This is a genomic window from Pseudomonas sp. PA-6-3C, from assembly GCF_021605825.1.
In the GTDB taxonomy this organism is placed as follows: Bacteria; Pseudomonadota; Gammaproteobacteria; order Pseudomonadales; family Pseudomonadaceae; genus Aquipseudomonas; species Aquipseudomonas edaphica.
This window is the reverse complement of sequence record NZ_WKDV01000047.1, coordinates 1-26,012: the sequence shown is the minus strand read 5'-3', so window position 1 is coordinate 26,012 and position 26,012 is coordinate 1. Positions and strand designations below refer to the sequence as shown.

Genomic DNA, 26,012 nt, shown 5'->3' with positions numbered 1-26,012 from the left:
AGGCCCTGGCAAGGGCCTTCGGATCGCCGCTCTAAGCTACCCACCTGAGCCGATTCGTGTCTGTACCGCCCACAAGGTGTGTTTGACGTTGGTTGCGACTGGAACGAAGTTGTCCCGAGGGACGGAAGCTAACCAGGTAACCCGGCTACACACTGATGGATCGTACCAAGGCCCACGATGCCCGAAGACTGTTCGCAGTTTGCCCTTACCTGCTCAACTCGCCCTCTCGCACTGCGTTTATCCCGTCGCCTTCCCCGCCAAACCCGACTTGACCGCCTAAGCTTCTGGTCAGCGAGCAGCCCTGCCCACGCATTGAATGCACGGCTGGCAAAACGGATGTTTTTCCAAACAAGACGCGACGAGGTTTTTCCCCATGGCACTGACACGCGAACAGCAAATTGCAGCCCTTGAAAAAGATTGGGCTGAAAACCCACGCTGGAAAGGCGTAACCCGCGCTTATTCCGCTGCTGACGTCGTCCGCCTGCGTGGCTCGGTTCAACCTGAGCACACCTTTGCAAAACTCGGCGCCGAGAAGCTGTGGAAGCTGGTCACCCAGGGTGCCAAGCCGTCCTTCCGCCCCGAAAAAGATTTCGTCAACTGCATGGGCGCCCTCACTGGCGGCCAGGCAGTTCAACAGGTAAAAGCCGGTATCCAGGCGATCTACCTGTCCGGCTGGCAAGTGGCAGCGGACAACAACTCCGCTGAATCCATGTACCCCGACCAATCGCTGTACCCGGTGGACTCCGTGCCGACCGTGGTCAAGCGCATCAACAACTCGTTCCGCCGCGCCGACCAGATCCAGTGGAAAGCCGGTAAAGGTCCGGGCGACGAAGGCTACATCGACTACTTCGCACCCATCGTGGCTGACGCCGAAGCGGGTTTCGGCGGCGTACTCAACGCCTACGAACTGATGAAGAGCATGATCGAGGCAGGCGCTGCCGGCGTGCACTTCGAAGACCAACTGGCGTCGGTGAAAAAATGCGGCCACATGGGCGGCAAGGTACTGGTTCCAACCCAGGAAGCCGTACAAAAGCTGACCGCAGCACGCTTGGCCGCTGACGTTGCCGGCACGCCGACCATCATCCTGGCGCGTACCGACGCCAACGCGGCAGACTTGCTGACCTCCGACTGCGACCCGTACGACCAGCCGTTCGTAACCGGCGAACGCACCCAGGAAGGCTTCTATAAAGTGCGCGCCGGTCTCGACCAGGCGATCGCCCGTGGCCTGGCCTACGCGCCTTACGCCGACCTGATCTGGTGCGAAACCGCCAAGCCGGACCTGGACGAAGCGCGTCGTTTCGCCGAAGCGATCAAGAAGGAATACCCGGACCAACTGCTGTCCTACAACTGCTCGCCTTCTTTCAACTGGAAGAAGAACCTGGACGACGCGACCATCGCCAAGTTCCAGCGCGAACTGTCGGCCATGGGCTACAAGCACCAGTTCATCACCCTGGCTGGCATTCACAACATGTGGCACAGCATGTTCAACCTGGCGCACGACTATGCCCGTAACGACATGACCGCCTACGTGAAACTGCAGGAGCAAGAGTTCGCTGACGCCGCCAAGGGTTACACCTTTGTGGCGCACCAGCAGGAAGTGGGCACCGGCTACTTCGACGACATGACCACCGTGATCCAGGGCGGCACCTCGTCCGTGACCGCGCTGACCGGCTCGACCGAAGAAGAGCAGTTCCACTAAATCGCGAGTAAACGGCCAGTGCGGCCCCACGGAAGACCTAACCGCACTGCCGCTTGATCTGACGCCCCGACTGGTTCGGGGCGTTTTTTTTTGCCCGCTTGAAAACACCACACATCACCTGTGGGAGCTGGCTTGCCTGCGATAGCGGTGGGTCAGTGACAGATTTTTCAATCTGTTCCACCGCTATTACAGGCAAGCCAGCTCCCACATCGACCGTGTCGATCCTGAAGGTTTTGCGCAAAACATTGACCCAGGGCGCTATTTGCCTGAATCAAATCGGTTAAAAGATCCCCTCCAGCAACTAGCAGCAATCACGCAAGTAACAACAACTTCCCGCGCCACACGAGAAACATTCGCTTAAATCCTGCGCAAACAATATTCATTATCATTTAGCCGATGAAAACTTCTTTACCGCTTAAACAAAACACATTTGATTAAATGCCCGCTAATCCCCGCCCCACAAGGGCTACAGCCCCAAGAAGGTGCACTATGTGCTTATTCCATCGAATAATTTCGCTATAGGAATTTTACTTGCCCGGTGTTTAGCCATAAAATCACCGCGATTGATTGCAGTGCGACATATCGTCACTGCATCGTTACTTTTTCGAGCTCAGAGACCTTTGCTCTCTGTTAAGGATTTCCAGCATGACCGAAGCGACAGGACTCATGGCCCACAACTGGGGCTTTGCCATTTTCCTCCTCGGTGTTGTCGGCCTTTGTGCCTTCATGCTCGGCGTCTCCAGCCTCCTCGGGTCAAAAGCCTGGGGCCGCAGCAAAAATGAACCGTTCGAGTCCGGCATGCTGCCTACAGGTGGCGCCCGCTTGCGGCTCTCAGCCAAATTCTATCTGGTCGCGATGCTGTTCGTGATCTTCGATATCGAAGCCCTCTTTCTCTTTGCCTGGTCTGTGTCCGTCCGCGAAAGCGGCTGGACCGGATTCGTCGAAGCCCTCGTTTTCATAGCAATTCTGTTGGCAGGCCTTGTCTACCTATTCCGAGTGGGCGCCCTTGACTGGGCTCCGGAAGCTCGTCGTAAGCGGCAAGCGAAGCTGAAACAATGAGGCTTTGGCGATGCAATACAATCTCACCAGGATCGACCCGGATGCTCCTAACGATCAGTACCCTATCGGCGAACGGGAAACCGTCTCCGATCCGTTAGAAGATCAAGTCCACAAAAACATCTACATGGGCAAACTCGAAGACGTGCTGAGTGGCGCGGTCAACTGGGGGCGTAAAAACTCCCTGTGGCCGTACAACTTCGGCCTTTCGTGCTGCTACGTGGAAATGACCACCGCCTTCACGGCGCCCCACGACATCGCGCGCTTTGGCGCCGAAGTTATCCGGGCATCACCGCGCCAGGCGGATTTCATGGTTATCGCCGGCACCTGCTTTATCAAAATGGCGCCGATCATTCAGCGTCTCTACGAGCAAATGCTCGAACCGAAGTGGGTTATCTCCATGGGTTCGTGCGCCAACTCCGGTGGCATGTACGACATCTACTCCGTCGTTCAAGGGGTGGACAAGTTCCTGCCCGTGGACGTCTACGTGCCTGGCTGCCCGCCCCGCCCTGAAGCTTTTCTGCAAGGCTTGATGCTGTTGCAGGAGTCGATTGGCAAGGAGCGTCGTCCGCTTTCCTGGGTGGTCGGTGATCAAGGCGTTTATCGCGCCGAGATGCCGTCACAAAAGGAACAGCGCCGCGAACAGCGAATCGCAGTCACCAACCTGCGCAGCCCCGACGAAGTCTGATCCAGCCCCGCTTCTTTTATAGAACGAAAACCTGGCTTCATTCTTTACGTTGACCGAAAGCGATAAAAAACCATGACTACAGGCAGTGCTCTGTACATCCCGCCTTACAAGGCAGACGACCAGGATGTGGTTGTCGAACTCAATAACCGTTTTGGCCCTGACGCCTTCACCGCCCAGGCCACACGCACCGGTATGCCGGTGCTGTGGGTGGCGCGCGCCAAGCTCGTCGAAGTCCTGAGCTTCCTGCGCAACCTGCCCAAGCCGTACGTCATGCTTTATGACCTGCATGGCGTGGACGAGCGTCTGCGCACCAAGCGTCAAGGTTTGCCGAGCGGTGCCGATTTCACCGTGTTCTACCACTTGATGTCGCTGGAACGTAACAGCGACGTGATGATCAAGGTCGCGCTGTCCGAAAGCGACTTGAGCATCCCGACCGTCACCGGTATCTGGCCGAATGCCAGCTGGTACGAGCGCGAAGTTTGGGACATGTTCGGTATCGACTTCCCGGGCCACCCGCACCTGACGCGCATCATGATGCCGCCGACCTGGGAAGGTCACCCGCTGCGCAAGGACTTTCCTGCCCGCGCAACCGAATTCGACCCGTTCAGCCTCAACCTCGCCAAGCAGCAGCTTGAAGAAGAAGCTGCACGCTTCCGTCCGGAAGACTGGGGCATGAAACGCTCCGGCACCAACGAGGACTACATGTTCCTCAACCTGGGCCCGAACCACCCTTCGGCTCACGGTGCCTTCCGTATCATCCTGCAACTGGACGGCGAAGAAATCGTCGACTGTGTGCCGGACATCGGTTACCACCACCGTGGTGCCGAGAAGATGGCCGAGCGCCAGTCCTGGCACAGCTTCATCCCGTACACCGACCGTATCGACTACCTCGGCGGCGTGATGAACAACCTGCCGTACGTGCTGTCGGTCGAGAAGCTGGCCGGTATCAAGGTGCCGGACCGCGTCGACACCATCCGCATCATGATGGCCGAGTTCTTCCGCATCACCAGCCACCTGCTGTTCCTGGGTACCTATATCCAGGACGTTGGCGCCATGACCCCGGTGTTCTTCACCTTCACCGACCGTCAGCGCGCCTACAAGGTCATCGAAGCCATTACCGGTTTCCGCCTGCACCCGGCCTGGTATCGCATCGGCGGCGTGGCGCACGACCTGCCGAACGGCTGGGAGCGCCTGGTCAAGGAATTCATCGACTGGATGCCCAAGCGTCTGGACGAGTACCAAAAGGCTGCGCTGGACAACAGCATCCTCAAGGGTCGTACCATCGGCGTCGCGCAGTACAACACCAAAGAAGCCCTGGAATGGGGCGTCACCGGTGCCGGCCTGCGTTCGACCGGCTGCGACTTCGACCTGCGTAAAGCACGGCCGTACTCGGGCTACGAGAACTTCGAGTTCGAAGTGCCGCTGGCCGCCAATGGCGATGCCTACGACCGGTGCATCGTGCGCGTTGAAGAAATGCGCCAGAGCCTGAAGATCATCGAGCAGTGCATGCGCAACATGCCGGCTGGCCCGTACAAGGCGGATCACCCGCTGACCACGCCGCCGCCGAAAGAGCGCACGCTGCAGCACATCGAAACCCTGATCACGCACTTCCTGCAAGTTTCGTGGGGCCCGGTGATGCCGGCCAACGAATCCTTCCAGATGATCGAAGCGACCAAGGGTATCAACAGTTATTACCTGACGAGCGATGGCGGCACCATGAGCTACCGCACCCGGATTCGTACCCCAAGCTTTGCCCACTTGCAGCAGATCCCTTCGGTGATCAAAGGCGAGATGGTCGCGGACTTGATTGCGTACCTGGGTAGTATCGATTTCGTTATGGCCGACGTGGACCGCTAAGCATGAACAGCACGCTTATCCAGACAGACCGTTTCACCTTGAGTGAAACCGAGCGCTCGGCCATCGAGCACGAGCTGCATCATTACGAAGACCCGCGCGCGGCGTCTATCGAAGCCTTGAAGATCGTCCAGAAGGAACGTGGCTGGGTGCCGGACGGCGCCCTCTACGCCATCGGCGAGATCCTCGGCATCCCCGCCAGCGACGTTGAAGGTGTGGCCACGTTCTACAGCCAGATCTTCCGCCAGCCGGTCGGCCGCCACATCATTCGCGTGTGCGACAGCATGGTCTGCTACATCGGTGGCCATGAATCAGTGGTCAGCGAAATCCAGAACAAGCTGGGCATTGGCCTCGGCCAAACCACTCCGGACGGCCGCTTCACGCTGCTGCCGGTGTGCTGCCTGGGCAACTGCGACAAGGCGCCGGCGTTGATGATCGACGACGACACATTCGGTGACGTGCAGCCTGCTGGCGTGACCCAATTGCTCGAGGGCTACCCATGACCCTTACATCTTTCGGCCCGGCCAACCTGATCAAGCGTTCGCCTGAAACCCACCCGCTGACCTGGCGCCTGCGTGACGACGGCGAGCCGGTATGGCTCGACGAGTACCAGGCCAAGAACGGTTACGCGGCGGCGCGCAAAGCCTTCGCCGACATGGCCCAGGACGATATCGTCCAGACCGTGAAAGACGCCGGCCTTAAAGGCCGCGGCGGTGCTGGCTTCCCCACTGGCGTTAAGTGGGGCCTGATGCCCAAAGACGAATCCATCAACATTCGCTACCTGCTGTGCAACGCGGATGAAATGGAGCCGAACACCTGGAAAGACCGCATGCTGATGGAGCAACTGCCCCATCTGCTGATCGAAGGCATGCTGATCAGTGCCCGTGCACTGAAAACCTACCGTGGCTATATCTTCCTGCGTGGCGAATACACCACCGCCGCCAAGCACCTCAACCGTGCCGTGGAAGAAGCCAAGGCTGCAGGCCTGCTGGGCAAGAACATCCTCGGCTCGGGTTTTGACTTCGAGCTGTTCGTGCACACCGGCGCCGGGCGTTACATCTGCGGTGAAGAAACCGCACTGATCAACTCCCTCGAAGGTCGCCGCGCCAACCCGCGCTCCAAGCCGCCCTTCCCTGCCGCCGTGGGCGTGTGGGGCAAGCCTACCTGCGTGAACAACGTTGAAACCCTGTGCAACGTGCCGGCGATCATCGCCGACGGCGTCGACTGGTACAAATCGTTGGCCCGCGAAGGCAGCGAAGACATGGGCACCAAGCTCATGGGCTTCTCCGGCAAGGTCAAGAACCCTGGCCTGTGGGAGCTGCCGTTCGGCGTCACCGCACGCGAGCTGTTCGAGGACTACGCCGGCGGCATGCGCGACGGCTACACCTTGAAAGCCTGGCAGCCAGGCGGCGCCGGTACCGGCTTCCTGCTCCCCGAGCACCTCGACGCACAAATGTATGCCGGCGGCATCGGCAAGGTCGGCACCCGTATGGGCACTGGCCTGGCGATGGCGGTGGACAACACCGTGAACATGGTTTCGTTGCTGCGCAACATGGAGCAGTTCTTTGCCCGTGAATCGTGCGGCTTCTGCACCCCGTGCCGTGACGGCTTGCCATGGAGCGTCAAGCTCTTGATGGCGATCGAGAACGGTGAAGGCCAGCCAGGCGACATCGAGACCCTGCTGGGTCTGGTCGGGTTCCTCGGCCCAGGCAAGACCTTCTGTGCTCACGCACCGGGCGCCGTGGAGCCATTGGGCAGCGCAATCAAATACTTCCGCTCGGAGTTCGAAGCCGGCATCGCGCCTGTCAGCGCCGCCGTCCCGCCTCTGGCAAGGCCGATCGTAGTCGGCGCGTAACGCTTTAAAGGCGAAGGGTCCGTGCCCTTCGTCTTCTCATGGGCTGACGCCGTAAAGGCTGTGTTGATGCCCATGAATAACAAGATTCCATTAGCCACGCCCGCTGACAACGGGCCAACGAAGAACTTTGAACCATGGCCACTATCCACGTAGACGGCAAAGCGCTCGAAGTCGATGGGGCAGACAACCTGTTACAGGCATGTCTCTCACTAGGCCTCGACATCCCGTATTTCTGCTGGCACCCCGCGCTTGGTAGCGTTGGTGCCTGTCGCCAGTGCGCGGTCAAGCAGTACACCGACGAGAACGACACCCGTGGTCGTATCGTCATGTCCTGCATGACCCCAGCCACCGACAACACCTGGATCTCCATCGAAGATGAAGAATCCAAGGCGTTCCGCGCCAGTGTCGTCGAATGGCTGATGACCAACCACCCGCATGACTGCCCGGTCTGTGAGGAAGGCGGTCACTGCCACCTGCAAGACATGACGGTGATGACCGGCCACAACGAGCGCCGTTATCGCTTCACCAAGCGCACCCACCAGAACCAGGACCTCGGCCCGTTCATTTCCCACGAAATGAACCGCTGCATTGCCTGCTACCGTTGCGTGCGTTTCTATAAAGACTACGCCGGCGGCACCGACCTGGGCGTCTTCGGCGCCCACGACAACGTGTACTTCGGTCGCGTTGAAGACGGCGTGCTCGAAAGCGAGTTCTCCGGCAACCTCACCGAGGTCTGCCCGACCGGTGTGTTCACCGACAAGACTCACTCCGAGCGCTACAACCGTAAGTGGGACATGCAGTTCTCGCCGAGCATCTGCCATGGCTGCTCCAGCGGTTGCAACATCTCCCCGGGCGAGCGCTACGGCGAACTGCGTCGCATCGAAAACCGCTTTAACGGTTCGGTCAACCAGTACTTCCTGTGCGACCGTGGCCGTTTCGGCTATGGCTACGTCAACCGCGAAGACCGCCCACGCCAGCCGCTGTTGGCCGGTGGCGCCAAGCTGAGCCTGGACGACGCGCTGGATAAAGCCGCCGACCTGCTGCGCGGCCGCAACATCGTCGGTATCGGTTCCCCGCGTGCCAGCCTCGAAAGCAACTACGCGTTGCGCGAGCTGGTGGGTGCCGAGCACTTCTACTCCGGTATCGAAGCCGGTGAGTTGGAGCGCATCCGCCTGGTCCTGCAAGTGCTGAACGACAGCCCGCTGCCAGTCCCGAACATGCGCGACATCGAAGACCACGATGCGATCTTCGTCCTCGGCGAAGACCTGACCCAGACTGCCGCGCGTATTGCGCTGTCGCTGCGTCAGTCGGTCAAAGGCAAGGCCGAAGACATGGCCGACGCCATGCGCGTACAGCCTTGGCTCGACGCCGCGGTGAAAAACATCGGCCAGCACGCGCTGAACCCGCTGTTTATCGCAAGCCTGGCTGAAACCAAGCTCGACGACATCGCCGAAGAATGCGTTCACGCAGCGCCGGACGACCTGGCCCGCATCGGTTTCGCCGTAGCCCACGCCCTCGACGCCAGCGCGCCTGCCGTCGAAGGCCTGGACGCTGAAGCCGCTGAACTGGCCCAGCGCATCGCCGACGCCCTGCTCGCGGCCAAGCGCCCATTGATCATTGCCGGCACCTCGTTGGGTTCCAAGGCACTGATTGAGGCTGCTGCGAATATCGCGAAGGCCTTGAAGCTGCGCGACAAGAACGGTTCCATCAGCCTGGTCGTGCCGGAAGCCAACAGCCTCGGCCTGGCGATGCTCGGTGGCGAGTCCCTGGACGCGGCCCTGCAAGCGGTGACCGACGGCAACGCCGACGCCATCGTGGTACTGGAAAACGACCTGTACACCCGCACCGATGCCGCGAAGGTTGACGCTGCACTGGACGCCGCCAAAGTACTGATCGTGGCCGACCACCAGAAGACCGCCACCAGCGAGCGTGCCGACCTGGTACTGCCAGCTGCCACCTTCGCCGAAGGCGACGGTACCCTGGTCAGCCAGGAAGGCCGCGCCCAGCGCTTCTTCCAGGTGTTCGATCCGAAGTACATGGACGCCAGCATCCTGGTTCACGAAGGCTGGCGCTGGTTGCATGCCCTGCGTGCGACCTTGCTGAACCAGCCGATCGACTGGACCCAGCTCGACCACGTGACCGCTGCTGCCGCCGCAAGCGCCCCGCAGCTGGCCCGTATCGTCGACGCTGCTCCGTCCGCCTCGTTCCGCATCAAGGGCATGAAACTCGCCCGTGAACCGCTGCGTTACTCCGGCCGTACGGCCATGCGCGCCGACATCAGCGTGCACGAGCCGCGTACCCCGCAAGACCCGGATACCGCGTTTGCCTTCTCCATGGAAGGTTACTCGGGCTCGGTCGAGCCACGCCAGCAGGTGCCATTTGCCTGGTCGCCGGGCTGGAACTCGCCGCAAGCCTGGAACAAGTTCCAGGACGAAGTCGGTGGTCACATCCGCGCTGGCGACCCAGGCACCCGCCTGATCGAAAGCACCGGTGACTCGCTGAACTGGTTCGCCGCCGTGCCGCGTCCATTCAACCCGGCCCAGGGCACCTGGCAGGTTGTGCCGTTCTTCCACCTGTTCGGCAGCGAAGAGACCTCTTCCAAAGCTGCGCCGGTGCAAAGTCGCATTCCTGAAGCCTACGTGTCCGTGGCCAAGTCCGAAGCCGATCGCCTGGGCGTCAACGACGGTGCCCTGCTCAGCCTGAACGTGGCTGGCCAGACCCTGCGTCTGCCGCTGCGTATCAATGATGAGTTGGGTGCTGGCCTGGTTGCACTGCCGAAAGGCCTTGCGGGTATTCCACCTGCGATCTTTGGCAAAACCGTTGACGGTCTGCAGGAGGCAGCGCAATGACCTGGTTCACCCCTGAAGTGATCGACGTGATCATCTCGGTCGTAAAGGCCATCGTGATCCTGTTGGCCGTGGTCGTTGCTGGCGCCCTGCTCAGCTTCGTCGAACGTCGCCTGCTGGGCTGGTGGCAGGACCGTTACGGTCCGAACCGCGTTGGCCCGTTCGGTATGTTCCAGATCGCCGCCGACATGCTGAAAATGTTCTTCAAGGAAGACTGGACCCCGCCGTTTGCCGACAAGGTGATCTTCACCCTGGCACCGGTCGTGGCCATGAGCGCCTTGCTGATCGCCTTCGCGATCATCCCGATCACCCCGACCTGGGGCGTGGCGGACCTGAACATCGGTTTGCTGTTCTTCTTCGCCATGGCCGGTTTGTCGGTCTATGCGGTGCTGTTCGCCGGTTGGTCGAGCAACAACAAGTTCGCCCTGTTGGGCAGCTTGCGGGCTTCGGCCCAGACCGTGTCCTACGAAGTGTTCATGGGCCTGGCGCTGATGGGCATCGTGGTGCAGGTCGGCTCGTTCAACATGCGCGACATCGTCGAGTACCAGGCGCAGAACCTGTGGTTCATCATTCCGCAGTTCTTTGGCTTCTGCACCTTCTTCATCGCTGGCGTCGCCGTGACTCACCGTCACCCGTTCGACCAGCCGGAAGCGGAACAGGAACTGGCTGACGGTTACCACATTGAATACGCCGGCATGAAATGGGGCATGTTCTTCGTTGGCGAATACATCGGCATCATCTTGATCTCGGCCCTGTTGGTCACGCTGTTCTTCGGCGGCTGGCACGGTCCGTTCGGCATCCTGCCGCAGTTGGCGTTCTTCTGGTTCTTCCTGAAGACCGCGTTCTTCATCATGTTGTTTATCCTGCTGCGCGCTTCCATTCCGCGTCCACGATACGACCAGGTGATGGATTTCAGCTGGCGCTTCTGCCTGCCGCTGACCCTGATCAATTTGCTGGTGACGGCTGCCGTTGTGTTGTTGAACACGCCAGCCGGCGCGGTTCAGTGAGGATTTGACCCATGTTCAAATATATTGGCGACATCGTTAAGGGTACCGGTACCCAGTTGCGAAGCCTGGTGATGGTGTTCGGTCACGGCTTTCGCAAACGCGACACCCTGCAATACCCGGAAGAAGCGGTGTACCTGCCGCCGCGCTATCGCGGCCGCATCGTACTGACCCGCGACCCCGATGGCGAAGAGCGTTGCGTAGCCTGCAACCTGTGCGCCGTGGCGTGCCCGGTGGGTTGCATCTCCCTGCAGAAAGCTGAAACCGAAGACGGTCGCTGGTACCCGGACTTCTTCCGCATCAACTTCTCGCGCTGCATTTTCTGTGGCCTCTGCGAGGAAGCTTGCCCGACCACCGCCATCCAGCTGACACCGGATTTCGAGATGGCCGAGTTCAAACGTCAGGACCTGGTGTACGAGAAAGAAGATCTGCTGATCTCTGGTCCCGGTAAAAACCCTGATTACAACTTCTATCGTGTTGCAGGTATGGCCGTTGCCGGTAAGCCGAAGGGCGCCGCACAAAACGAAGCCGAGCCGATCAACGTGAAGAGCTTGCTGCCTTAAGGAAGAAAGATGGAATTCGCTTTCTATTTCGCGTCCGGTATTGCAGTGGTGTCCACGCTTCGCGTGATCACCAACACCAATCCTGTGCACGCCCTGCTCTACCTGATCATTTCGTTGATCGCCGTGGCCATGACTTTTTTCAGCCTCGGCGCACCGTTCGCCGGTGTGCTGGAAGTGATCGCCTACGCCGGCGCCATCATGGTGCTGTTCGTGTTTGTGGTGATGATGCTCAACCTGGGGCCGGCCTCGGTCGCCCAGGAACGCGTCTGGCTCAAGCCCGGCATCTGGCTCGGCCCGGTCATCCTGGCAGCCCTGCTGCTGGGTGAACTGCTGTATGTGCTGTTCGCTCACCAGAGCGGCCAGGCCATCGGCCACACCACCGTAGACGCGAAAGCCGTGGGCGTCAGCCTGTTCGGCCCGTACCTGCTGGTGGTCGAACTGGCTTCGATGCTGCTGCTCGCGGCAGCCATCACCGCCTTCCACTTGGGCCGCAACGAAGCCAAGGAGCAATGACGATGCCTGCTATCCCTTTGGAGCATGGTCTGGCGGTCGCCGGCATCCTGTTCTGCCTTGGCCTGGTCGGCCTGATGGTTCGCCGTAACATTCTGTTCGTGTTGATGAGCCTGGAAATCATGATGAACGCCGCCGCACTGGCGTTCGTTGTTGCAGGTAGCCGATGGGCGCAGCCGGATGGGCAAGTCATGTTCATCCTGGTGATCAGCCTGGCAGCCGCCGAGGCCAGTATTGGCCTGGCGATCCTGCTGCAACTGTATCGTCGCTTCCACACGCTTGATATCGACGCTGCCAGTGAGATGCGCGGATGAACATGATCTTTCTGACTTTCGTATTTCCCCTGATCGGTTTCCTGCTGCTGTCGTTCTCTCGTGGACGCTGGTCGGAAAACCTTTCTGCCTTGATCGGCGTGGGTTCCATTGGCTTGTCGGCGATCGTCGCCGCCTACGTCATCTGGCAATTCAACGTGGCGCCGCCGGAAGGCGGCCACTACACCCTGGTGCTGTGGCAATGGATGTCGGTGGACGGCTTCAAGCCCAACTTCGCCCTCTACGTCGACGGCCTGTCGATCACCATGCTCGGCGTGGTGGTGGGTGTAGGCTTCCTGATCCACCTGTTCGCGTCCTGGTACATGCGTGGTGAGGCCGGCTACTCGCGCTTCTTCTCGTACACCAACCTGTTTATCGCCAGCATGCTGTTCCTGGTACTCGGCGATAACCTGTTGTTCCTGTACTTCGGCTGGGAAGGCGTGGGCCTGTGCTCGTACCTGTTGATCGGTTTCTACTACAGCAACCGCAACAACGGTAACGCGGCACTCAAGGCCTTTATCGTCACCCGCATCGGCGACGTGTTCATGGCCATCGGCCTGTTCATCCTGTTCCAACAAGTGGGCACGCTGAACATCCAGGAACTGCTGGTGCTGGCACCGCAGAAATTCCAGGTTGGTGACTTCTGGATCACCCTCGCGACCCTGATGCTGCTGGGCGGCGCCGTGGGTAAATCCGCGCAACTGCCGCTGCAAACCTGGCTGGCGGACGCGATGGCCGGTCCTACGCCGGTGTCGGCGCTGATCCACGCCGCAACCATGGTGACTGCGGGTGTCTACCTGATCGCGCGTACCCACGGCCTGTTCACCCTGGCGCCGGAAATCCTGCATCTTGTAGGGCTGGTCGGTGGTGTGACCCTGGTTCTGGCGGGTTTTGCCGCGCTGGTACAGACCGACATCAAGCGTATCCTCGCCTACTCGACCATGAGCCAGATCGGCTACATGTTCCTGGCCCTGGGCGTTGGCGCCTGGGACGCGGCGATTTTCCACCTGATGACCCACGCCTTCTTCAAGGCCCTGCTGTTCCTTGCCTCCGGTGCAGTGATCGTTGCCTGCCACCACGAGCAGAACATCTTCAAGATGGGCGGCCTGTGGAAGAAACTGCCATTGGCCTACGCCAGCTTCATCGTCGGGGGTGCCGCCCTGGCCGCCCTGCCGTTGGTGACCGCAGGTTTCTACTCCAAGGACGAAATCCTCTGGGAAGCGTTCGCCAGCGGTAACCAGAACCTGCTGTATGCAGGCCTGGTCGGTGCGTTCATGACCTCGCTGTACACCTTCCGCCTGATCTTCATCACCTTCCACGGTGAAGCCAAGACCGAAGCACACGCAGGCCATGGCATCTCCCACTGGTTGCCACTGTCGGTGCTGATCATCCTGTCGACCTTCATCGGCGCCATGATCACCCCGCCTCTGGCCGGTGTACTGCCGGAAAGCGCCGGGCATGCCGGTGGCGCCGCCAAGCACAGCCTGGAAATCGCCTCGGGCGCCATCGCCATCGCCGGTATCCTGCTGGCCGCGCTGCTGTTCCTCGGCAAGCGTCGCTTCGTGACGGCTGTGGCCAACAGTGGCATTGGTCGCTTCCTGTCAGCCTGGTGGTTCGCTGCGTGGGGCTTCGACTGGATCTACGACAAACTGTTCGTCAAGCCATACCTTGCTATCAGCCACCTTCTGCGCAAAGACCCGCTCGACCAGACCATCGGTTTGATCCCGCGCGCCGCCAAGGCCGGTCACACCGCCCTGAGCCGCAGCGAGACGGGCCAATTGCGTTGGTATGCCGCGTCCATGGCTGCCGGTGCGGTGCTGGTGATCGGTGCCATCGTGGTGGTGGCGGTATGACTATGAACATTGCGTACTTTGCGAACTTGCAAAAGGAAACGAGCCCGTCATGATTCTGCCCTGGCTAATCCTGATCCCCTTTATCGGCGGCCTGCTCTGCTGGATGGGTGAACGCTTCGGCGCCACCCTGCCCCGCTGGATTGCGTTGCTGACCATGTCCCTGGAACTCGCGCTCGGCCTCTGGCTGTGGGCGCACGGTGACTATTCATTCGCTCCGGCACCGGGTGTCGATCCAACCTTCGCGCTTGAATTCAAGCACGTGTGGATCCAGCGCTTCGGCATCAACGTGCACCTGGCCCTCGACGGCCTGTCGCTGTTGATGATTTTGCTGACCGGCTTGCTGGGTATCCTCTCGGTACTCTGCTCCTGGAAAGAAATTCAGCGTCACGTGGGCTTCTTCCACCTGAACCTGATGTGGATTTTGGGCGGCGTTGTCGGCGTGTTCCTGGCGCTGGACCTGTTCATGTTCTTCTTCTTCTGGGAAATGATGCTGGTGCCGATGTACTTCCTCATCGCGCTCTGGGGTCACAGTTCTTCGGACGGCAAGAAAACCCGGATCTACGCGGCGACCAAGTTCTTCATCTTCACCCAGGCTTCCGGCCTGATCATGTTGGTGGCGATCCTGGGTCTGGTACTGGTCAACTTCAACAACACTGGCGTGATTACCTTCAACTACGCCGACCTGTTGAAAACCAAGATGTCGCTGACCACCGAGTACATCCTGATGCTGGGCTTCTTCATCGCCTTCGCGGTGAAGCTGCCGGTGGTGCCGTTCCACTCCTGGTTGCCTGACGCTCACGCCCAGGCACCGACCGCAGGTTCCGTCGACCTCGCCGGTATCCTGCTTAAGACTGCTGCTTATGGCCTGCTGCGTTTCGCCCTGCCACTGTTCCCGAATGCCTCGGCCGAGTTCGCGCCGATCGCCATGACCCTGGGTCTGATCGGGATCTTCTACGGTGCGTTCCTGGCTTTTGCGCAAACCGACATCAAGCGTCTGATTGCCTTCTCGTCCGTTTCCCACATGGGTTTCGTACTGATCGGCATCTACTCCGGCAGCCAACTGGCGCTGCAAGGCGCGGTGATCCAGATGTTGGCCCACGGTGTTTCGGCCGCGGCACTGTTTATCCTCAGTGGTCAGCTGTACGAGCGCCTGCACACCCGTGACATGCGTGAAATGGGTGGCGTGTGGTCGCGCATCGCGTACCTGCCGGCCATCAGCCTGTTCTTCGCCGCCGCATCCCTGGGCTTGCCGGGCACCGGTAACTTCATCGGCGAGTTCCTGATCCTGATGGGTTCGTTCGTACACACGCCGTGGATCAGCGCCATTGCTACCTCGGGCCTGGTGTTTGGTTCGGTCTACTCGCTGATCATGATCCACCGCGCCTACTTCGGCCCGGCCAAGTCCGACACCGTCCTGCAAGGGATGGATGCTCGCGAACTGATCATGGTGCTCGGCCTTGCGGTGCTGCTGATCTACATCGGTGTGTACCCGCAACCGTTCCTGGACACTTCTGCCGCGACGATGCATGGCGTGCAGCAGTGGATCGGCACCGCCTTCTCTCAACTCGCTTCGGCCCGGTAAGAGCGCTATGGAATTCACGATCCAACACTTTATCGCGCTTGCGCCGCTGCTGATTACCAGCCTCACCGTTGTGGCGGTGATGCTGGCAATCGCCTGGCGCCGCAATCACTCGCAAACGTTCCTGCTGTCGTGTGCCGGTCTTAACCTGGCCCTGCTGTCGATCATCCCGGCACTCAAGGTCGCGCCATTGGCCGTGACCCCGCTGATGATGGTCGATGACTTCGCGCTGCTGTACATCGCGTTGATCCTCGTTGCCACCCTGGCCTGCGTCACCCTCGCCCACGCCTACCTCGGCGAAGGCGGCACCGGCTACCCCGGCAACAAGGAAGAGCTGTACCTGCTGATTCTGCTGGCTGCGGCCGGTGGCATCGTGCTGGTCAGCGCTCAGCACCTGGCCGGCTTGTTCATCGGCCTGGAACTGCTGTCGATCCCGACTTACGGCCTGGTGGCCTACGCGTTCTTCAACAAGCGCTCGCTGGAAGCCGGCATCAAGTACATGGTGCTGTCGGCGGCCGGTTCCGCGTTCCTGTTGTTCGGTATGGCCTTGCTCTACGCAGAGGCTGGCAACCTGAGCTTCACCGGTATCGGTCACGCCCTGGCGGCCACCAACATGCCTGCGCCGATTGCCCAACTGGGCCTGGCGATGATGCTGATCGGCCTGGCGTTCAAGCTGTCCCTGGTGCCGTTCCACTTGTGGACCCCGGACGTGTACGAAGGCGCCCCGGCGCCAGTGGCGGCGTTCCTGGCCACCGCGTCCAAGGTTGCCGTGTTTGCTGTGATGGTGCGTTTGTTCCAGATCTCGCCTGCGGCCAACACCGGCGTGCTGAGCACCGTGCTGACCGTGATCGCCATTGCGTCGATCCTGTTCGGTAACTTGCTGGCCTTGACCCAGAACAACCTCAAGCGTCTGCTCGGTTATTCCTCCATCGCGCACTTCGGCTACCTGCTGATCGCCCTGGTGGCGAGCAAAGGCCTGGCCGTGGAAGCCATGGGCGTGTACCTGGTCACCTACGTGATCACCAGCCTGGGCGCATTTGGCGTGATCACGTTGATGTCCTCGCCGTTCAAAGGTCGTGATGCCGACGCCCTGTACGAATACCGCGGCCTGTTCTGGCGCCGTCCGTACCTGACCGCCGTGCTTACCGTGATGATGCTGTCCCTGGCCGGTATCCCGCTGACCGCAGGCTTTATCGGCAAGTTCTACATCGTGGCTACCGGTGTTGAAGCCCATGAATGGTGGTTGGTTGCTTCGTTGGTACTGGGCAGCGCCATCGGCGTGTTCTACTACCTGCGCGTGATGGTCACTCTGTACCTGATCGAGCCAAACCTGCGCCGCGTAGACGCCGAGCTGCACTGGGAACAGAAGGCAGGCGGCGTGATGCTGCTGGCCATCGCCCTGCTCGCGTTCTTCCTGGGCGTGTACCCACAACCGTTGCTCACCCTGGTGCAGCACGCGGTACTGGGCGTTTGATCGCTTAGCTTGATGCAGTAAACGAAACGGCGCCTTCGGGCGCCGTTTTGCGTTTCTGGAGTTTCAATTCTTTTGCCCTCCCCTGTGCGCTGAAATTTCCTTCCTCCTCTACCTCTTTGTCTGGCATCTAGCCGCTGAACCTAGCCGTATGGTGATTGTGTTTTAGGAAAGTTCCCACAGCCAGGTCACTTGACCCCGGGCGCGTGGGCCACCACACTATACGCAGGCTACGTACAGAACATGGATGCTCTATTTATCGAGTTGCCGGCCTTTGAACGGCATCGCAGGGACTATCTGAGTGACGAGCTATTCCAAGGCTTTCAACAGGAGTTGATGAAGAATCCGCAAGCGGGCGACGTCATCGAAGGAACCGGCGGGTTGCGCAAGGTCCGTTTCGTCGATGAGCGACGCAACAAAGGCAAACGCGGAGGCTTGCGGGTCATTTACTACTGGTGGTCGGGCGGCACGCAGTTCTGGTTATTCACCCTGTACGGCAAACACGAACAGGATGACCTTACCCCCAATCACAAGAAAGCCTTAAAACACATGCTGGACAGGGAAATCAAAGCGAGAACACATCATGAAACGTGAAATCTTTTCCGAACTGGTCGAAGGCTTCGACGCCCTGGCCGAAGAACGCCAAGGCAAAGTCACCCTGCGGACCCACAAGGTCCATCTCAACAACCTGGCCCCCCTGAGCGCCGACGAAGTGGTGGCCGTGCGCCAACAGCTCAACCTCTCGCGCTCGGTGTTCGCCATGTACCTGCGTACCAACGTGCGCACCCTGGAAAACTGGGAACAAGGCCGGGCCAAGCCCAACGCCCAGGCCACCACCTTGATTCGGCTGGTGTCGCGCTTTCCGGAAACCGTGGCGCAGCTCGCGGCCTTGGGTTGATGGACAAAGCCCCGACAGGTTCGGGGCTTCTTCATACAGGCTTATCGGCTCCCCCGAGGACTAGGCCCCTCCTCCTTCGCCACGAAACGCACTCGGGCTCACCCCTGTCCAGCGCTTGAAGGCCCGCCGAAAACTGCGCACATCGCTATAACCGACTTCCTCGGTAATACGTTCGATCGACAGCCCCGGATTCCCCAGCAACCCCATGGTACGTGCACGTCGCACTTGCTCCTGCAACGCTTCGAACGTCAGCCCGTGTTCGGTCAGGCGCCTGCGCAGGGTGCGCCCACTCATGTTCAAGTCGCCGGCGACCTTCTCCAGCTGGCTGCCCTGCAAATCCCGCGAAATAGCGCGTTCAACGGCCTGGATCAGGTCCATCTTCTGGTGCAACTGCGCGCTCTCCAACTCCAGCAACTCCAGGGCCTGGCGCAACGCCAAGGCGTGGTGATTAGGCAGGCGTTTATCCAGCCAATGCGGGGCCAGCACCATGCGATTGTGCAGGCAGCCAAAGCGCACATCCGCGCCAAACAGGCGTTGGTACTCAGCCTGGTAAGGCGGCGCAGCGTGCACGAACTCCATGCGCAGGGGCATAAACGTCTCCCCCACGAGCGCGCGGCCATACACCATCAGGCTGGCGAAGAACTCTTCGGCCGCAAACACCTGCACCTCGGCAAACGGCAGCAGGCATTCGACGTCGACGTGTACTTCTTCCAAGGTCTCATGGGTACGGGTGGTGGCGATGCCGCCTGAGGTGTGCTGATGGCGCTCGCCAATGGCAAATGCATCGCGCAGGGTTTTGCACAGGGAGATCACATGGCCGAGCAGGCCGAGGGTGCCCAGCACGTTCTGATGCCCCACCCACAGGCCCAGCCCCTGATCGGGAAGCACCTTGAGTGCGCGCTGGATCATCGCCACAGCCTGGCGATAGGAAATACGCTGGGCCGGGTCATCCAGGTCGGCCAGGGTAAACCCCAGGCCTCGGCACAACGCTTCGGCATTCGCGCCCTTTTGCGCTACCACCTGCCCGAGGGTCTGCAACAGGAAGGGCGACACCAGCGCCAATTCAAATTGCGGGTCAACGGCTTTCCTTTGCATGGCTCACGGGTTCCCGACTGAGTACTTCAGTTCTTGTTTTAGAAACATCCTGTTAATCATAGGCGCTTGCAAGAGCCGCTGCATCCTGAGTGAAACCTGTCCGGCAAAGTCCCCCTATCTGGCCGCCAAAACCCTGCCCCGCCGGGCGCTGAAGGCATATTTCTAACGTCAGCGGTGCCCTAACAATAATAAAGAGGCCAGACATGAACCCCACCCGTGCACTTCCCCCCCTGCAACTGGCGTTGTTGAGCCTGCTCAGCCTGCCGGCCCTGGCCACCGAAGGCGGCGTCGACAACATCGGCCCCGGCACCGATGGCTTCTACATCCTGCCGCTGGACGTGAACAACCTGCCCGACCATATGTTCGCGTTCAACCTGTATTACAACCACTACCAGGCACGCAAACTGGACATCAGCTCCCTCGGCGGCAAGGTCTCGCAAGTGCGGATCAAGTCCGACGCGATCATCCCACGCCTGGACTACCTGAGCCCCGTGCGTGTGTTCGGCGGGCGCCTGGGCGGCTACATCGCCCAGCCGTATATCAAGCAACAGGTGTCGCTGTTCGGTATGTCCGACACCCGCGAAAGCATGGGCGACACCACCCTGGCGCCGATCATCCTGTGGGACATGGGCAAAAACCTGACCCTGGCCGCCGCCGTGGAAATCACCCTGCCCACCGGCGAATACGACGCCACGCGCCTGGCCAACACCAGCAACAACTTCTACACCTACAAGCCGCTGGTCTCGGCGACCTGGATGCCCAATGAACGCACCGAACTGTCGATCAAGACCACCTACAGCTTCAACGAAGAAAACCACGACACCGACTACCGCTCCGGCCAGATTTTCCATTTCGACTACTCGGCCAGCTACAAGGTGACCGACAACCTGAGCCTGGGGGTCAACGGCTATTACCTCAAGCAGACCACCGACGATAAGCAGTACGGGCGCACGGTGGTAAACATCTATGGTGATGAAGTGAATGATGGGGTCAAGGGACAAGTGTTTGCCATTGGCCCGGCGGTGTATTTCACCTTCTTGAAATACGCCAGTGCAGAGGTGCGCTGGGCTAAAGAGTTTGATGTGAAGAACCGGCCGGAAGGCGATATGTTGTGGGCCAAGCTCACCATTCCCTTTGCCCTGTAAAAACCCGACTTGAAACAGGAACACTGACTTGTGTGGGAGCTGGCTTGCCTGCTCCCACACAAGCCAGCCCCCCACAATCACACTCCCACATTTCGAGCGCTTTGCGTCAGGCATAAACAGGCCAGGTCTCGACGATTTTCCCGTCCCGCACCCCCAGCAAATCCCCAAACTGCAACAACACAAACTCACTCTGGGTCGGGCGCAAAAACACTTGATCCTCAATATTCAATCCCACCGCTGGCGAGCCGTTGACCATCTCCTGATTGGAACTGCGCCCAAACAGCTCATTGCTTTGCAGCCCCTGCGGCGACTCGAATTGCGCCATCCAGTTACCGCCATAAATAAAGAACGTCTCGCGCTGATTCGGATCCCACCACGAAAACACCCGCGACTTGCCATCCAGCGCCGGAATCTCCACCGACCCGGTGCTTTTCAACACTGGCGTGGCGATAAACGCTGCCGGCACATGCTCGCTCAACGACGGCAAATCGTAATGCGTGGGCTTGAGCAACGCGGTACCCACCGACACCTCGGTACTGAGTGTTTCCTGCTCGTGAATCCGATAGCTGGGGCTGCCAGCCGTGTTCAACGTCAGCCCCTCACGCCATAACCCGGCAAACTGCTGACGGGTGAAATCAACATGGCCGTTGTAGCGCTGCATCACCTGCTCAAACAGCGCCTGGGGCGAACCGAGAATACCCGGCACGCCCATGCCCACAAACGGGTCGTAGCCCATAAATCCCGCAAACTCCAAGTGCTGCGGGTTGGCGCTGATCAGCGTGAGCATCCGCCCCAGCACCGCGTTATCGCTAATGCCGCCGCGATGCAGCCCCACATCCAGCTCGATGTTCACCCGCAACCGCGTGCCCAACCCTTGCGCCAACGCCAGGTAGTGCTGCAACCGCTCTGGCGTGTCCAGTAGCCACTGCAATTGCCTGGCCGGGTCAAACGGACCTTTATGGGTTTGATAAAACAGCTCGGCCGAGCGCACCGGCAACGGCTTGCCCATGAGGATGTCGGCCTCGGGAAACACCTGCGCATCGTGGTTCAGAAACGGTTGATGAAACGACATCAGCCGCGCAGTACCCGCGCGCTTGGCGATATACGCCAGCAACCCCGGCGACGGCAGCGACTTCTCCACCAGGCGCAAATGCTTGCCACCACGCTGCACCGACTGCATCACCACGTCGATATTGTGATCAAGGCGATCCAGGTCGATCAGCATCACCGGACGCATTGGTCCATGGGCTTTGAGTTCATCATTAAGGCTGCGGAAATACTCGCTGTACGGGCCGCCGCGATCACTGGGGCGCAGCCACCAGCCACCCGCCACTGCCGCCACTGCGGCGCCCAGCACAAAATGTCGGCGTTTCATCAGGCCACTCCCAGGATGGATTGCAGGTGCGCATTGAGGAACTTGCCGCTCGGGTCCAGCTCGCGGCGCACGCGGGTGAATTCGTCCCAGCGCGGGTACAGCGGCTGCAAGGTGCGCGCGTTAAGGGTGTGCAATTTGCCCCAGTGCGGGCGGCCGGCGTACTTCCAGAAAATCGGCTCCACGGCGGCAAAGAAGTTGTGATGGTCCATGGCGTAATGCTGATGGACCGAAATCGAACAGCTGTCGCGGCCTTCGAACATGCTCAAAGGGATGTCATCGGCCTTGACGTAGCGATACTCGATAGGAAACCAGGTGCGCAGGTCCTTGTCGGTGATCAGCTTGAGGATTTCCCGCAGGCACGCCGGGCCATGTTCGGCAGGAACCGAATATTCCATCTCGTTGAAACGCACGTTGCGCACATTGGCATAGACCTGGAACGACTCGGCCACGCGGTCCTGGAAGCTGGCAAAAAAACGCAGGCTGTTGAGCAAGGTGCGGCGGGTGCCCGGGAAATCACTGCCATACTTGTCGAGCTTTTCGATGATCGACACAAACTCATTGCCGCCCGCCTCCGCCGGGTCGACGGGAGGCGTTTCGGGGTCATCGGTTTCGTTGAGGGCGATGGACAGCGCGTAGTCGGAATGGGTGACCACGAGCATTTCCCAGTGCTGGTTTTCGCGGGTGTTCTTGTGCACATCCTCCAGCAACTCTTCGGTCTTGGCGATCCACTGACGCTCACGCAAGCGGTACGGTGCGCGGTTCTGCGAGCGGATCTGGGTGACCACCCCCAGCGCACCGAGGGACACGCGGGCGGCGCTGAACAGCTCGGGATGGCGTTGCGCATCGCAGTCCAGCACGGCGCCTTGGGCGGTGACCAGTTGCAGGCCGGTGACGCAACCGGAATACGAGGTAAAGCCCACGCCGGTGCCATGGGTGGAGGTGGAAATCGCCCCGGCCAGGGTCTGGTAATCGATGTCCGCCATGTTCGGCAGCGCCTGGCCGACGGCCTTGAGCGCCGGGCCCATGCGCGACATCGGCGTGCCGGCGGCAAAGGTCGCTTGCAAGGTTGCGGGGTCATGGTCCAACAGCCCATTGAAGTAACTCAGCGACAACAAGGTGCCGTCGGTGGGCACCAGGGCACTGAACGAATGTGCCGAGCCTACGGGCCGAATAGTGCTCGGTGCCTGGCGAATCATTTGCACCAATTCATCCAGGTCTTTGGGCGCCAGGCGCGCCAGCGGCAGGCAGGTCTGCGCGCCCGACCAGTTGCGCCACGGGATCAACCGTGGCGCGCGGGCCAACTGGGCCAGTACCGGGTTGCTCGACAGGGCCAGAAAAACCCCGGCCACTGCCGAGCGTTGCAAGAGTTGCCGCCGTGAAAGCGCCATCCACCACCTCTTTTTATTATTGGAGTTGAACACCGGCCATAAAGCTGATCAGCGCCAGAAACTGCGCTTCGGAACACTGCATGCACAGCCCCATCGGCGGCATGCCGTTGTAGCCGTTGATGCTGTGGTCCAGCAGCGTGTCGGCGCCCTGGGCGACGCGCGGGCTCCAGGCAGCCTTGTCACCCGCCAACGGCGCGCCGGCCGCCGGGTTGGCGTGGCATAGCTTGCAGCTGGTGTCGTAGACCTGGGCCAGTGCCGGGTCGGTGGGCACGGTCGTGGTCGCAGCAGTGCGTTCGGGGGCAGGTTTGGGCGTGTCGTCACAGGCCGTCAGCAGGCTGAGTACGAGCAACAGTAACGCGGTGCGGGGCATGGCCACCCTCTCTTATTGTGCAGTGGAAGCTGTTTGCACACTAAGGCAGCGAAGGCAGGGCGTTGAGGGTTTTGGGGGACACAAAGGGGGCTTGGGCGGACAGTCGAATGCGGGGCGTAAGGGTTGGTGCGGTCCTTGAGGTCCACCGTGTCGCTGCCACCTTCGAGTTTGAAATCGTTATAGCTGCCCTGCAGGCCCAGGACTGAAATCGGGCCAGTCGGTGCTGCGGCGAACACCACAGCAGGCGCGGTGACCAGCGCCAGCAGTGAGGAACCCTTGAGGAATTTTCCGAATAGCTTGGACATCGTTTTACATCTCCTTGTCTGGTGAGCAAATTATTCAGGAACCGGTTCGAACCTCGGCTTTTGCCAAAGGCTCGAATTAATTTGCATTGACATGAAGGTAAAACGGTTCAGCGAAGGCTCTAGCTCAAGGCTCCCTGGAGTTTTCCATTACTAAGCCATCAAGGGTTTGGCGAAGCTGCGGATGACTTGGCAAACGAATACCGAAGGTGCCCTGCAGCAATTCCAGTAACTCATCAGCACTCTCGACTGCGCGCTTTTCGCTGGGCTGGTCAAGGCAGTGAACCGCGTAATTGGCATTGGCCAGGGTATGGCGTTTACCCGGTGCCAATCGCGCCGCTTTCAGCTGACCGACAAAAACGGAAGCCGGGTGCGTCGACACGTACCAATTGCCGATGGTGTAGTCGATATCGGCCTGCACTTGCAGGTCGAACACATATAAGCCACGCCATTCCTCACCCACCTGCGCCCACAGGGTGTAATCGGCACCGTTGAAGGTCAGGCGATAAGGTTCATGGGCGGTGGCCTGGGGCACCTCGGTATCCAGCTGCAACGGACTGCTGGGCACCATGCCGCCGAAGCCGACATCGGTGACATAACGCACGCCGTCCAGGGTCACCAGGCTCAGGCGATGGGTGCGCCCGGTGCGCGCATCAGGCGGCCCGCCCATCACCACCCAGCCGGTAAGCCCGCGGGCGTCGAAACCCAGCTCCTGCAACAGCGCCAGGAACAGGTAGTTAAGCTCGAAACAGTAACCACCACGCCCGTCCAGCAAGACCTTTTGCTCGATGCTGGGCAGGTCAATCGGCACCGGTGAATGCAGCAATGTCGACAGGCTCTCAAAGGCGAAGGTGCACACGTGACGCAGCTGCAGGTCTTGCAAGGTTTTGAGCGTGGGTGGCGGGGCTGAGTCGTAGCCCAGACGCTGCAGGTAGAGCTGGCTGTGAGTCAATCGGGACATGGCGCGATCCTTGGGCGCGTGGCGGATGCGTCACTATGCCGCGCCAGTGTGCGACTTGTCATTTTGAGTGAACCTTTTTGAACGCCCGCCTATCCATCTATAACAAGACAGGGAGGCAACATGAGTACCGCAAAAATCTACACCATTCACTATCAACTGCACGGTCAACCGAAGTCCTTTGTGGTACGCGCCGAAGTGATGAATAACGCTGAAGCGTGGCATTGGGCGGCGGTCGATGCTGATATTGCCCATGTCAGCCGCATTGGGCGCGTGGGTCATGAGCAGGTCAAGAAAACTACCCGGCCTTGGGCGGAGAAGTTTGGGATCAGCGAGGTGACCTGGGTGCCGCCCAAGTAGGTTTCGTTTGGATGTGATCAGGCCCCGCTTTTGCGGGGTTTGGTTTGTGGGGGGTGTTGGGGGGTGTGTATATCCGTTATTTAGGTAACGGCGGCTTATGGTTCCGCTCTTACAGCGGCTCACTTTTCGAAGGACCGGAATGCCGGCCCAGCAAAAAGTAAGCAAAAAGTCCTCGCCCCAACACTCGGTGCCTCGCTATGGCTCGGCATGCCCGCAATCCGCCAGTGATTTGGGGGGCCGCCGCGATGGGCCATCCTTGGCCCAGCGCGGCTAAACCGGCATCCCTGCCGGTTTACCCCCCAAATCCCTGTCAGATTCCGGCCATCGTGTTTGACGGGGCGATTTCAGATCAAGATCAAAAACACAGATCAAAAGACCGCTGACTTCGTCATCGAAAAGGATGTAAGGGCCAGAGCAACAGCAACAGCAACAGCAACAGCAACAGCAACAGCAACAGCAACAGCAACAGCAACAGCAACAGCAACAGCAACAGCAACAGCAAAGCCATACTCGGTCTAATGTGGGAGCTGGCTTGCCTGCGATGGCATCAACTCGGTGTGTCTGATGTACCGAGGTGTCTGCATCGCAGGCAAGCCAGCTCCCACAGAAAAGCAGCTCTTCAGTGTATGCAAATCCGCTTTTCGCTTTTGATCCAACCACTCAGGTCGGCTTTCAGGCCGCCGTGCTCTGCTTTTGATCTTGATCTGCTTTTGATCTGAGGCGCCCCGTTAACCACGATGGCCGAACGCAGGCTTGAATCCGTGGGTAACCCGGCAGGACGCCGGGTTAGCCGCGCTGGGCCAAGGATGGCCCATCGCGGCGGCCCACGGAT

At 60.1% G+C, this 26,012-nt stretch carries 23 protein-coding genes; 18 read left to right on the top strand and 5 right to left on the bottom strand.

Going from position 1 to position 26,012, the window contains the following annotated elements:
* Positions 1-373 precede the first annotated feature (373 nt).
* From aceA to GIW48_RS25035, 16 genes are all read left to right on the top strand, one after another.
* Entirely contained in the window at positions 374-1,699 is a 1,326-nt protein-coding gene (aceA, locus tag GIW48_RS25110) for an isocitrate lyase (RefSeq protein ID WP_003219577.1), read from the top strand.
* A 645-nt stretch (positions 1,700-2,344) separates the two neighbouring features.
* The gene (locus tag GIW48_RS25105) at positions 2,345-2,758 is read left to right on the top strand and encodes an NADH-quinone oxidoreductase subunit A (protein ID WP_003219575.1); all 414 of its coding nucleotides are present in this window, start codon (positions 2,345-2,347) and stop codon (positions 2,756-2,758) included.
* 10 nt (positions 2,759-2,768) lie between these two features.
* Complete coding sequence (locus tag GIW48_RS25100) at positions 2,769-3,443, top strand: NuoB/complex I 20 kDa subunit family protein (protein WP_012724951.1); 675 nt, start codon at positions 2,769-2,771, stop codon at positions 3,441-3,443.
* 72 nt (positions 3,444-3,515) lie between these two features.
* The gene (gene nuoC / locus GIW48_RS25095; protein WP_017137515.1) at positions 3,516-5,300 is read left to right on the top strand and encodes an NADH-quinone oxidoreductase subunit C/D; all 1,785 of its coding nucleotides are present in this window, start codon (positions 3,516-3,518) and stop codon (positions 5,298-5,300) included.
* Positions 5,301-5,302: 2 nt separating this feature from the next.
* Positions 5,303-5,800: an NADH-quinone oxidoreductase subunit NuoE gene (nuoE, locus tag GIW48_RS25090; protein WP_003174721.1), complete on the top strand. Its 498-nt coding sequence runs from the start codon at positions 5,303-5,305 to the stop codon at positions 5,798-5,800.
* The gene (nuoF, locus tag GIW48_RS25085; protein WP_017137516.1) at positions 5,797-7,152 is read left to right on the top strand and encodes an NADH-quinone oxidoreductase subunit NuoF; all 1,356 of its coding nucleotides are present in this window, start codon (positions 5,797-5,799) and stop codon (positions 7,150-7,152) included. The genes nuoE and nuoF overlap by 4 nt, the downstream gene beginning before the upstream one ends.
* Positions 7,153-7,286: 134 nt before the next feature.
* A complete protein-coding gene (nuoG, locus tag GIW48_RS25080; RefSeq protein WP_176992567.1) occupies positions 7,287-10,001 on the top strand; it encodes an NADH-quinone oxidoreductase subunit NuoG in 2,715 nt (904 codons plus the stop codon).
* Positions 9,998-11,005 (top strand): NADH-quinone oxidoreductase subunit NuoH, encoded by a 1,008-nt coding sequence (gene nuoH, locus GIW48_RS25075; RefSeq protein ID WP_017137518.1) that lies wholly within the window; start codon positions 9,998-10,000, stop codon positions 11,003-11,005. Before nuoG ends, nuoH begins: the two co-directional genes overlap by 4 nt.
* A gap of 11 nt (positions 11,006-11,016) precedes the next feature.
* Positions 11,017-11,565: an NADH-quinone oxidoreductase subunit NuoI gene (gene nuoI / locus GIW48_RS25070; RefSeq protein ID WP_003174725.1), complete on the top strand. Its 549-nt coding sequence runs from the start codon at positions 11,017-11,019 to the stop codon at positions 11,563-11,565.
* Positions 11,566-11,574: 9 nt separating this feature from the next.
* A complete protein-coding gene (gene nuoJ / locus GIW48_RS25065; protein WP_017137519.1) occupies positions 11,575-12,078 on the top strand; it encodes an NADH-quinone oxidoreductase subunit J in 504 nt (167 codons plus the stop codon).
* A 2-nt stretch (positions 12,079-12,080) separates the two neighbouring features.
* Positions 12,081-12,389 (top strand): NADH-quinone oxidoreductase subunit NuoK, encoded by a 309-nt coding sequence (gene nuoK, locus GIW48_RS25060; RefSeq protein WP_017137520.1) that lies wholly within the window; start codon positions 12,081-12,083, stop codon positions 12,387-12,389.
* Positions 12,386-14,239: an NADH-quinone oxidoreductase subunit L gene (nuoL, locus tag GIW48_RS25055; RefSeq protein ID WP_138450408.1), complete on the top strand. Its 1,854-nt coding sequence runs from the start codon at positions 12,386-12,388 to the stop codon at positions 14,237-14,239. Before nuoK ends, nuoL begins: the two co-directional genes overlap by 4 nt.
* 49 nt (positions 14,240-14,288) lie before the next feature.
* Positions 14,289-15,821, top strand: coding sequence for an NADH-quinone oxidoreductase subunit M (gene nuoM / locus GIW48_RS25050; protein ID WP_017137522.1), 1,533 nt, complete (start codon positions 14,289-14,291; stop codon positions 15,819-15,821).
* A gap of 7 nt (positions 15,822-15,828) precedes the next feature.
* Positions 15,829-17,292, top strand: coding sequence for an NADH-quinone oxidoreductase subunit NuoN (nuoN, locus tag GIW48_RS25045; RefSeq protein WP_017137523.1), 1,464 nt, complete (start codon positions 15,829-15,831; stop codon positions 17,290-17,292).
* A gap of 240 nt (positions 17,293-17,532) precedes the next feature.
* Complete coding sequence (locus GIW48_RS25040; protein WP_026013737.1) at positions 17,533-17,883, top strand: toxin; 351 nt, start codon at positions 17,533-17,535, stop codon at positions 17,881-17,883.
* Complete coding sequence (locus GIW48_RS25035) at positions 17,873-18,187, top strand: helix-turn-helix domain-containing protein (protein WP_236460786.1); 315 nt, start codon at positions 17,873-17,875, stop codon at positions 18,185-18,187. Before GIW48_RS25040 ends, GIW48_RS25035 begins: the two co-directional genes overlap by 11 nt.
* 60 nt (positions 18,188-18,247) lie before the next feature.
* Here the strand turns inward: GIW48_RS25035 and GIW48_RS25030 are convergent, their stop codons facing one another.
* Positions 18,248-19,282 carry an AraC family transcriptional regulator gene (locus tag GIW48_RS25030; protein ID WP_176992565.1) on the bottom strand — a complete coding sequence of 345 codons (1,035 nt, stop codon included), beginning with the start codon at positions 19,280-19,282 and terminating at the stop codon, positions 18,248-18,250.
* A gap of 203 nt (positions 19,283-19,485) precedes the next feature.
* Between GIW48_RS25030 and GIW48_RS25025 the strand changes: the two genes are divergently transcribed.
* Complete coding sequence (locus GIW48_RS25025) at positions 19,486-20,427, top strand: SphA family protein (RefSeq protein ID WP_017137527.1); 942 nt, start codon at positions 19,486-19,488, stop codon at positions 20,425-20,427.
* Positions 20,428-20,533: 106 nt separating this feature from the next.
* Here the strand turns inward: GIW48_RS25025 and GIW48_RS25020 are convergent, their stop codons facing one another.
* The 4 genes from GIW48_RS25020 to GIW48_RS25005 form a co-directional block, all read right to left on the bottom strand.
* Entirely contained in the window at positions 20,534-21,742 is a 1,209-nt protein-coding gene (locus GIW48_RS25020; protein ID WP_170040239.1) for a DSD1 family PLP-dependent enzyme, read from the bottom strand.
* Between the two features lie 59 nt (positions 21,743-21,801).
* A complete protein-coding gene (locus tag GIW48_RS25015) occupies positions 21,802-23,130 on the bottom strand; it encodes a D-arabinono-1,4-lactone oxidase (RefSeq protein WP_236460796.1) in 1,329 nt (442 codons plus the stop codon).
* A gap of 76 nt (positions 23,131-23,206) precedes the next feature.
* On the bottom strand, positions 23,207-23,560 hold the full coding sequence (locus GIW48_RS25010) for a c-type cytochrome (RefSeq protein ID WP_099548032.1): 354 nt from the start codon (positions 23,558-23,560) through the stop codon (positions 23,207-23,209).
* Positions 23,561-23,989: 429 nt separating this feature from the next.
* Positions 23,990-24,823, bottom strand: coding sequence for an arylamine N-acetyltransferase family protein (locus GIW48_RS25005; RefSeq protein WP_017137531.1), 834 nt, complete (start codon positions 24,821-24,823; stop codon positions 23,990-23,992).
* A gap of 120 nt (positions 24,824-24,943) precedes the next feature.
* Between GIW48_RS25005 and GIW48_RS25000 the strand changes: the two genes are divergently transcribed.
* Positions 24,944-25,180, top strand: coding sequence for a DUF6555 family protein (locus tag GIW48_RS25000; protein ID WP_017137532.1), 237 nt, complete (start codon positions 24,944-24,946; stop codon positions 25,178-25,180).
* Positions 25,181-26,012: the final 832 nt, after the last annotated feature.